This is a genomic window from Plebeiibacterium sediminum (assembly GCF_026013605.1).
GTDB classification, from domain to species: Bacteria; Bacteroidota; Bacteroidia; order Bacteroidales; family Marinilabiliaceae; genus Saccharicrinis; species Saccharicrinis sediminus.
This window is the reverse complement of record NZ_JAPDPJ010000177.1, coordinates 1-2,124: the sequence shown is the minus strand read 5'-3', so window position 1 is coordinate 2,124 and position 2,124 is coordinate 1. Positions and strand designations below refer to the sequence as shown.

At 42.0% G+C, this 2,124-nt stretch carries 1 protein-coding gene; it reads right to left on the bottom strand.

Annotated elements, in window-relative coordinates; genetic code table 11:
- Positions 1–162: 162 nt before the first annotated feature.
- The gene (locus tag OM075_RS26625; RefSeq protein WP_301193271.1) at positions 163–1,962 is read right to left on the bottom strand and encodes a hypothetical protein; all 1,800 of its coding nucleotides are present in this window, start codon (positions 1,960–1,962) and stop codon (positions 163–165) included.
- Positions 1,963–2,124 lie beyond the last annotated feature (162 nt).

Here is a 2,124-nt window from a genome sequence, read left to right as displayed (position 1 = left end):
TTGCCAACTGCAAACCCTGCTACGGCAGCAATGGGCTTGCCTATGTTGTTGGTAGCTTTCATAAAGTCAATCTTTGTACCTCTTGAAGTTCTCCTTGGGGTACTTGACGTTGATTTTTTAACTGCCATGTTTTCTAAATTTTAATTATTGATTCACAATTATTTATTGAAGCTTAATGCTTCCTAAATCTTCTTTATTGGTAGTTTTCTTGGGGGATGATTTCCGTTTTGCCTGAGTGCTTTCTTTTTTGCGGAACATGAGATAAGCTCCTGTACCAACAAGAGCTGCAACACCTAAACCAATACCGACTTTTGCGCCCTTGCTCAGTTTCTTCTTGCCTGTTGCAGTAGGACTCGTTGTAGTCGATTGGGGTGTGTAGTTCCCGGATTTCATTATGGGTTGGGGAGTATAACTGCCGGACTGTGGCATAATACTATTTGATGGAGGCATCACGCTGTTTGTTGGTGGAGCATAAGCCTCGGTTGTTGGAGCTGCCTGATTGGTAAACTGAGATACTGCTTCTGTTGCCGGAGCTGCTTTTTTGAATTTACTTTTAACCTTGGTAAAGATGTTTTTGATAGGCTTTAACCAGCTTCCAATTTTTGCCAATACACCACTTGCTGCGGTTACTGAGGCTGCTGTGGCAACTGCACCCATATTGCCCAATTCTGCCAATTCGCCAATGGCTTCCAATCCTTTTAAATCGGCAAGTAAACCGTCAATGCCTTTTAGGGAGAAGTCGGAACTCTTTTGTTTTGCACCTTTTAGGATTGCTTTTCTAAGGTTCTTTTCTTTGCCCTGCAAGCCTTTAAATAGCTTACGAACCTTGCCGTGTGTCTTTTTTAGTTTGGCGTGTTTTGCCGGGTCGATGTTGTATTTACTTGCAAGGTCATCAGGCAGATAGGCATATTGAAGTTTCTTAGCAATACCGAACATATTTAAGCGTAAGGCTGCCAATAATCCGCCTCTGATTGCAATGGACAAAGGATTAAACCTTACAATTGCTTTAACGACTTTCTTGGCTACTTTGCCAATCTTTTTACCAACACGTTTAATTGCCTTGAAGAATCGACCTCTACGTCTTTTCCTTCTTCCCAAACCGTCCATTTCATCGTCCAGCTCATCCAATTCCGCCAATCCCTGAATGGCTTCTGAATCGTATTTAATCAGACCTTTTTCGGCAAGCTTTTCTTCAATATCCGATAGCTTATCCAATACGGCATCACGTTGTGGAGTATTCCAAAACTTGATAGCCTGGTCCAACATGGATATGAATTGGTCAGGGTTTTGGACGTGAGCCATTTTGTCCTTGTTATCCCGGTTCTTTAAAAGATAATTCCGGGTGCGGACTAAATAGTTGTAGGTGGCATCTTCTGCATCACCCAATCCGTTTATGGCATCGTCAAAGTCAACACCTGAAACAATGGCAATAAGGTCTTCATGGTTGGCTTGTGCCTGAACGCCGCCAGCTAAATCAATGCCTGATAAAACCGATATGGGTAATCCTAAAGCACTTGTACCTGTGATACCATCAATACCTCTAAGTCCTGCCAATTGTAGCGGAGACATATCAAAATCCGAACGCTCAAAACTGTATGGCTTTTGGTAATCGAACTTTGATAAAACAGGGTCAATAACAATTTCATCTTCTGAATCGCCAACCGCAGGAACAATCACATAGATATGCTGAAAGTTCTTTTTACCGTCATACTTGGTAATACGGAGCTTGAATGGAATACCCAAACACTTTAAAAGCGAACCCACAAAAATGCTGTAATCATCACAGTCAATTCCTGAATCTGATTTGCCTTTCTGTTTGAACTTGATTTGTCCGTCTAACCAGGAGCGTGATGGCGTTCGGAGCTGTTCCGTTCCGTCATCGTCTTTATGGTACTGCAAATAGTTGTACGAAAAGTTGAAGATGTTTCGGCAAGATTCTTTGAGTGAATCACCCTGAAGCATACTTGCCAGTTCTTCGACTTCCCGAAAATGTGTGCCAATAATATCAATACAACTTTCAACGGTTTCAATTACGTTGCCGTTTTTTATAAATGTGTCCTGTCCGTTTGCCTTTTTTATAAGGTGGTTGAAACGTTTACCGTTTTGGGTGTTTCGTGGGCCGGA

Bases quoted from the DNA above. Each gene is read 5' to 3' on its own strand.
- OM075_RS26625 (WP_301193271.1), bottom strand. From the start codon at position 1,962: ATGCTTCAGGGTGATTCACTCAAAGAATCTTGCCGAAACATCTTCAAC.